This window comes from Cyclonatronum sp. (assembly GCF_022565315.1).
Taxonomy (GTDB): domain Bacteria; phylum Bacteroidota; class Rhodothermia; order Balneolales; family Cyclonatronaceae; genus Cyclonatronum.
The window spans coordinates 1-7,943 of record NZ_JAIUMX010000141.1; the positions used below are offsets into that span (position 1 = coordinate 1).

The following is a 7,943-nucleotide window of genomic DNA, read 5'->3' on the forward strand; positions in this document are numbered from 1 at the left end:
CACACGGTAATCAGCGCGGTCTGCCTTGTGCGTACGGCCGCTGACCCGGCAGCGGAGCCTGATCAGGTGCACGTTTTCTCGGAAGCTACGCAGGTTCGCTTCGGGGAACTTACCGACGGCGAAATAAGCCGCTACGTTGCCGGCGGCTCACCCATGGATAAAGCCGGGGCTTACGGCATACAGGATGATCTCGGCGCCCTGTTTGTTGCGCACATCACCGGCGATTATTATACTGTTGTGGGGTTTCCGATGCACCGGTTTTACACCGAGCTCCGGCATTTCGCGCCGGACTTCCTCCCTGAAACGCTCCGGCCCTGAAATTCCTTCATCATAAACCCACCCCCCTGCCGTTTGCAGCTACCGGGCAAGCCCATCTGCTTCCATCCGCACCAATTCCTCTTTTGCCACACCGATTTATGACCATGCGCATTTCCTCCCTGCTGCTTCTTTTTTCTCTTCTCATTCTTGATACTGCCCTTGCTCAGCAGCGCGGCGCGAGCTTCCAGCGGGCCAATCAGTTTTTCTCGCAGGGAGAATATGAACTCGCGGCTGACATGTACCGGGAGCTGCTGCAACAAAACCCGGAAAACATCCCGGTAATCGACCGGCTTGCCACAACACTTGTGCAGCTGCGCAACTATGAGGAAGCCATCGAGCTGCTCACGCGGTTCACGCTGCAAAACCCCGGTTTTCCCAACCTGTCGGTTAGGGTGGGTGAAATCTACCATATCAACGGTCAACGGGATGAAGCCCTGGGATGGTGGCGGAAAATTGTGGAACAAAACGAGCGCAACGTACAGGTGTACCGCCTTGTAGCCGAATCAATGGTGAGCCGCCGTGAGCACGAGCAGGCAGCCCTGCTCTACCTCGACGCCCGCAGGATACTCAACAACGATCAGATGTTCGGTTTCGACATCGCGCAGAATTTCACTGCTGCAGGTAAATATGAAGAAACCATGCGCGAATACAGCCATTTACTGAGCGTGAACCCGGGTTTCATCCACGCCATACAGCGGCAGATTGCCCGCTACGAAGATGCGTTTTTCCTGGATACCGGCATCATGGAATTTGAGGAAGCCTCCCACAGCCTGCGGCCCGGCAGCGACGAATGGGCCGCACACCGGCGCATGCTTATCTGGCTGTACAACGAGCGCGGACTGTACCGCCGCGCATTCACTACAGCGCAGGCGCTCGAAGACCGGCTGAGCGACAACAGCTTTCCCGTGTTTGAACTTGGCCGCCGGCTGATGAACCTCAACGAGTTTGAACTTGCCGAACAAGCCTTTCAGCGCTACAGCGGCAGCCCCTCCCACGAGCTTTTTGTGAATGCACGGCAGCAGCTCTCACAATTGTATATCAGGCGTGCCCGCTACCTGCTCAGCTACAATCTTGATTTCGACGACGAAGCCGCATCCCTCTATCAAAAAGCCTATACCCTGCTGAGTGAAATCCCCCGGGAAGCACCCCGATACCGCGGCATGAGCGAGGTTTACGCTTCCCTTGTGGAGCTTTCGCTGGATTACCTTCGTAGCCTTAACCGGGCCCTGGAATGGAACACGCGCTTCGACAGCGTAGCGAGCTCAGAGCGTGACCGCATCACAGCTGATTACCTGAGCGGGCGCATCAGCCTTTTTGAGCAGGATTTTGTACGGGCAAGGCTTGCACTCAGCCGGGCCAACCGCGCTGCAGGCACCGGCGAGATGGCCGAAAAAACGCGCTACTTTCTGAGCCTGAGTGATTTCTTCGCCGGCGACTATGAGTTTGCCCGCCTGCAGATGCGCTCGCTGCAGCGTCAGACCACCTCCTATTACGCCAACGATGCCCTGCGGCTGCGCGGGCTGCTTCAGGAAGGCATCGTTCGGGACAGCGTGAGCCCGCAGCTGCGCGACTACACCAAAGCCCTATTCGAGTACAACTCCGGTAATCAGGCGGCTTCGCTCGAAAGGCTGCTGCCCTTCATGGAGCTCGGCCCCGGCACTCCGCTTCAGACGGAAGCCCTGCTGCTTGCCGCGCATCAGCTCACGCACACAGCCCCGGATATCGCCTTCAGCCTGATTCACCGATTTATTGAATCGGGGCAGGCTTCTTCGCAGCGCGAACGCCTTTTCTGGGAGCGCGCCCGCCTTGCCGACGCCATCGCGCAGGCAGGCACAAACACCCGCGAAACCGGCGAAAGCCTGCGGCCGGTACTCAGCCGCTATCTTTCCCTCACAGCCGCCCTGCCGGACAGCCGCACCGGTCAGCTCATCAACGGCCTGTACACCATCAGCGACGCACTCGACCTGTCCCGCGCCGTTTTTTACTACGAAGAGCTCATCATCGAATTTCCGGCCGGCTTTTACGCACAAACTGCCCGGGAGCGCATCCGGGTGCTTCAGCGTGCAAGCTGAGCTAAACCAAGCTCATTCAATTTCCCTCAACCCACCGCAACACCTCCCCAACGTGCCATGAATTCCGTCTCCCTTTTCAAAAGCTTCCTTTTCACCATTGCTCTGCTGCTTTCCGGCAGCCAGGCCGCACAGGCGCAGTACGTGCTCATCCCCATGGATCAGTCGCAGACCAACCACCTGAAAGCCTACGGCATTGTTTACAATCAGATTTCTGAAGGGTACACCGCCAACTGGCTGCTGAACTACCGCGGCGGCAGTTTCCTGGCCCGCAATCAGGGTGAAATCGTGCGGAATGCGCGGCTGCGGAATGTCCGCATCGAGCAGATTACCGACGCGCAGGCGCAGCGCATCATCCGTGAGGTAGAAAGCAACAATTCCAACACCGCTTTGGTACCCCTGCAGGAGGCCCCGAGCATCGCGGTTTACTCCCCCTCACACATGCTCCCCTGGGATGACGCCGTAACCCTGGCCCTCACCTACGCCGAGGTGCCCTACGATGTAATCTACAACAGCGAAATTCTTGAAGGTGCCCTCAGCGAGTACGACTGGCTTCACCTCCATCATGAAGACTTCACCGGGCAGTACGGCAAATTCTGGGCTGCCTACCGGCACACGCCCTGGTATCAGCGGCAGGTGCGCGACCTTGAAGAGATGGCAGCGCGACATGGTTTCAGTAAGGTCAGCGATATGAAAACGGCGGTAGTACTCACTATCCGTGATTTTGTGGGCAACGGCGGCTTCATGTTTGCCATGTGCTCGGCCACGGACACCTTCGATATCGCCCTGGCTGCTGTTGAAGTAGATATTGTACCGCAGGAATTCGACGGCGACCCCGTTGATCCCAATGCCAATCAGCGGCTCGACTTCACGCAAACCCTGGCCTTTGAAAATTTCGAACTTACCTTCAACCCCGCTGAATACCGCCATGCCAACATCGACGTGCCCGTGCGTCTGGGTCAGCTCGATGAAGCGCTCGACTACTTTACCCTGTTTGAATTTTCGGCTAAATGGGACCCCGTGCCCAGCATGCTCACCCAAAACCACGTGAGCAGCATCAAAGGGTTTTACGGGCAAACGACTGCCTTTCGCATGGAAACCATCAAGAACAATGTGGTGGTTATGGCTCGTAACTCTGGCCGCGACGAAGCCAAGTACATTCACGGCAATTTCGGGGAAGGCTTCTGGACTTTCTACGGCGGTCACGACCCGGAAGACTACACCCACCGCGTAGGCGACCCGCCCACCGACCTCGACCTCTTCCCGAACAGCCCCGGCTACCGGCTGATTCTCAACAACATCCTTTTCCCGGCGGCTGAGCGGCAGGAGCTGAAAACCTCCCGCCCGGAAGCCGAAACCCGTACAGGGAAGCTGCTTTTTGCCGATGCCATGGAATTTGTGCGCATACAACAGGGGGGGAAAACCGACAAAACCCAAAGAGGCCGTGTGAGCGCTGCACAGACAAAACCGGAACTTTATTTTTGCCGGAAACAGTTATGAGGCCCCGTAAACATCCCCCTACAAATACACCAACCTAAAAACCTGATGGAACAGCAAACCCGCTTCACCGCAGCACCCAGCCGGAAATTCGATGATCTGTTACGGGTGATGCACATCCTCCGCAACAACTGCCCCTGGGACCGCAAGCAGACGCACGAATCGATCCGCGACCTGATGATTGAGGAGGTTTATGAAGCGATTGAAGCCATAGATGAAGGCGACATGGCCGAGCTGAAAAAAGAGCTGGGCGATATTTTGCTGCACGTGGTTTTTCATGCGGAAATGGCGCAGGAGTCGGCTTCTTTTGACATGGGTGATGTGATTTACGCCATACAAGACAAGCTCATCAGCCGGCATCCGCATGTGTTCGGGGATAATGATACCGTAGCGGGCGATTCAGAAGTGGTAAAGCAAAACTGGGAGAAGATCAAGCAGCGCGAACAAGGCCGGAAATCGGTGCTTCAGGGCGTTCCGGTACATTTGCCGGGATTGCTGCGTGCACAGCGCATGCAGGAAAAAGCCGGGGCCGTAGGCTTCGACTGGCAAACCTGGCCCGAAGCCTGGAAAAAGCTGGATGAGGAAATCAGCGAATTCAGAGAAGCCCTTGAAACGAACGACCGCGATGAACAGGAACGTGAATTCGGCGACCTGCTGTTTTCTATCGTGAATGTGGGCAGGCTTGCCGGGCTTGATGCCGAAAATGCGCTGCGAACCACCAACAACAAATTCCTCCGCCGCTTCAGTTATATCGAAGAAAGCCTTGCAAAAACGGGCCGGAAAACATCAGAGAGTACGCTTGAAGAAATGGATGCCCTATGGGAAGAAGCCAAACAAAAGCTCGGCTAATAGTTAGCGAATTTACGCTAATTTTTTGTATCTTCGGTTAATCATAGCCTGAACGGGGGTGGATGGGATCGCAGTCTGTTTTGTTCTGTTGTCTTGTCTTAATAACTGAAAAGCGCTTTCAGGCTGTGTAGCTGCAAATATAGTTTCGCCTGTAAGTCCGGCAGGCCTGTATGGCTGGCGGTGGTACCGCAATCAAATATGAAGCTTATAAATTTAAAACAACATTGCGGTTTACCATTCCGGAAAAAGCATCAGGCAACACCTAAGTATTATTATTATCAAAAACTTACTAAAATCATAATTACGGAGTACTTTATGGCGATTAACATTAACGATATCGACTTATCCCAATACCCTTACATGGATAAAGGGCTTGAAGGAATTGTAGCCTTCTCATCAAGAAAGAGTAAAATAGACGGCGCGAAAGGCGAGCTTTCCTATGCCGGTTACGATATTGACACCCTTGCACGCAACTCTACCTTTGAAGAAGTGTGCTTTCTGCTCTGGCACGAGCGTTTACCCAACAAGCAGGAACTCGACGAACTCAACGAACAGCTTACTGCCGAGCGCGATGTTCCTGAAACAGTGCTGAACTACATCCGCAGCGCGAACCCGAAGTCTGAGCCTATGGCCGTGCTTCGTACCGCAGTTTCCATGCTTGCCGACGACGATCCCGAAGTACTTGAAATGTCGCCCGAAGCAACCCTGCGCAAGTCCATTCGCCTGACTGCAAAAACACCGACCATTATCGCCGCTTTTGACCGCGCGCGCCACGGTAAGGAAATCGTAACCCCTTCCAAGAAGAACAGCATTGCCTACGACTTTCTGTACATGCTCAACGGCGAAGAGCCCGGCGAAAATGCAACCCGCACCATGGATGTACTGCTCATTACCCACGCTGAGCATGGCATGAACGCCTCTACCTTCACCTGCCGCTCTATCTGCGCTACCCTCGCTGATGTGCACGCAGCCGTTACCGGTGCAATGGGTTCGCTGAAAGGCCCGCTTCACGGGGGTGCCAACACCGCCGTAATGAACATGCTCAAGAGCCTCGATCCGGAAACAGATATCGTAGCTTTTGTTAAAGGCAAGCTCGAGCGCAAAGAAAAAATCATGGGCTTTGGCCACCGCGTGTACAAAACCTACGATCCCCGCGCCAAATTCCTGCGGCTGCTTGCCAAAGACCTCTCCAAAGAAGTGAATATGGAATACCTTTATGAGTGGTCAGAAACCATCGTAAAAATCATGAAAGAAGAGAAAAACATCGACCCCAACGTCGATTTCTTCTCTGCTACCGTTTACTATTCCATGGGTATCGAACCCGACCTGTACACTGCCATCTTCGCAATGGCACGCATGAGCGGCTGGACTGCCCACTACCTCGAGCAGCTGGGTAACAACCGCCTGATTCGTCCGCGCCTGCTTTACCTCGGCGAAACCGATCTGGAGTACATCCCGCTCGAAAGCCGTTCATAATCCCTCGCTGACGTTTAACACGGTAATTTACCTCCTGAGCCGCTCCGTCAACTGCTGACCGGGCGGCTCTTTTTTTAAAGCAAAGCTTTCGCAACCGTTTTGATTCACAAAAGTTTATTTAGGATTTTAGGCGCTATTTCATACTTTTGAGACCGGTTAACTAATCAAATTACTACTACTAAATACCATCCTGCTTTCTTTCCCGGCATGAAATCAATTATTGAGCCACAAAATAACATCCTTGAAAAATACCTGCGCTATGCGGCTGATACCGCTTTTGGCAAGAAGTACGATTTCAAAAACATAAAAAGCTATCAGGAATACAAGCAGGCCGTTCAGATCACAAGTTTTAAGGATTACGACCCCTATCGCGAGGCCATCAAGCGGGGCGAAGCGGACCTCATCTGGCCGGGTAAATCGAACAAATTTGCCATTTCAGCCGGCACAACGGGTGCCCCGAAAGATATCCCCCTGTTTCCTGACCGTGAGCGCAGCGACAAAATTTTCCTGCGGCGGGTAGCGCTCTCCTACATCCGGCGGCACCCGAATATTTTCAACATCTGGGGCAAGCAAATGAGCCTGCCCGGCACCATCGAGCGCGACCCGAATTACCCCGGCGTAATTTTCGGGGAAATCAGCGGTCACCTCGCCCTCATGGCGCCCTCACTGCTTTCGAAGATTCAGATTCTTGAGCCGGAAGAATCCGTGTGGATGACCTTCAAAGACAAGCTCGAAATCGCGGTTGAACGCGGGGTTAAGCACGATTTGCGGGTTCTCACCTCCCTGCCCTCCGTAATGCTCCGCTACTTTCAGCTCGTGCTCGACTACACCGGTAAGGATCACATCGGCGACATCTGGCCCAACCTCAAACTGCTGGTTTCCGGCGGCGAGCCGCTTCCTTCGTACAAAAATCACCTGCAGAAACTGTGTGAGGGCATGGACCTCCACTTCATCGAAAACTACGGGGCTTCGGAAGGCTACTTCGCCTTCAACACCGACCAAAGCCGCACCGACATGAAGCTGGTGGTGGATAACAATGTTTTTTATGAGTTTATCCCGAATCCGTCACAAAACCGGGATGAATTGTACCTGCAGGAAACCATTCCCGTTTGGGAAGTTGAAGCCGACCGGCCCTACGCTATGGTGGTTACGAGCAACTCGGGCCTGTGGCGCTACCTGCTCAACGACCTCATCATTTTCACCGATCTCGAGCAGCCGCGCATCCGCGTTGCAGGGCGCGCGAGCGATGTGCTCGATAACTACGGCGAAACCATCGAAGCCATTCACGTGCAGGAATGCCTCGAGCGGGTAACGGCCAAAACCGGCGGTATTTTCTCGAGCTGCACCGTTGGCGCGGTGCATCAGGATGCCAAGGCGAGCCCGCACCATGTGTGGTTTATCCGCTTTGCCGAGCGCCCCGCCGATATGGCGGCCTTCGCAAAAGCCGTAGATGAAGACCTGCGCCATACCAACCGCAGCTATCAGATCCGCCGCAACGGCGACGCCATCGGCTTCCCCGAATTTTTCGCCCTCACACAGGACGCCATCAGCGAATGGCAGGCCGAGCACATGAAAGTGAAAGCGCAGACCAAATTCCCGCGCATGATTCACGATCAGGAAAAATGCCTCAGCCTCATGAAGCGCTGCGAAAAGCTGGCGTAAGCAGAGGGAAATCGCCGGCCCCGCACTTATGCTGCGGGGCGGACATGCCTGATTTTCAAGCAAAAATGCAAG

The 7,943-nt window shown here is 54.6% G+C and carries 6 protein-coding genes; all 6 read left to right on the forward strand.

The window, feature by feature from the left end:
* Positions 1–318: Maf family protein (locus LAT75_RS14355; protein WP_291483370.1), on the forward strand; the 318-nt coding region annotated here is incomplete at its 5' end.
* Positions 319–422: 104 nt separating this feature from the next.
* Positions 423–2,390: a tetratricopeptide repeat protein gene (locus tag LAT75_RS14360; protein ID WP_291483371.1), complete on the forward strand. Its 1,968-nt coding sequence runs from the start codon at positions 423–425 to the stop codon at positions 2,388–2,390.
* Between the two features lie 57 nt (positions 2,391–2,447).
* Positions 2,448–3,887, forward strand: coding sequence for an asparagine synthetase B (locus LAT75_RS14365; protein ID WP_291483372.1), 1,440 nt, complete (start codon positions 2,448–2,450; stop codon positions 3,885–3,887).
* A gap of 45 nt (positions 3,888–3,932) precedes the next feature.
* Positions 3,933–4,733 (forward strand): nucleoside triphosphate pyrophosphohydrolase, encoded by an 801-nt coding sequence (mazG, locus tag LAT75_RS14370; protein WP_291483373.1) that lies wholly within the window; start codon positions 3,933–3,935, stop codon positions 4,731–4,733.
* 315 nt (positions 4,734–5,048) lie between these two features.
* Positions 5,049–6,209, forward strand: a complete 1,161-nt coding sequence (locus LAT75_RS14375; RefSeq protein ID WP_291483374.1) for a citrate/2-methylcitrate synthase — start codon at positions 5,049–5,051, stop codon at positions 6,207–6,209.
* 207 nt (positions 6,210–6,416) lie between these two features.
* On the forward strand, positions 6,417–7,871 hold the full coding sequence (locus LAT75_RS14380; protein WP_291483375.1) for a GH3 auxin-responsive promoter family protein: 1,455 nt from the start codon (positions 6,417–6,419) through the stop codon (positions 7,869–7,871).
* Positions 7,872–7,943 lie beyond the last annotated feature (72 nt).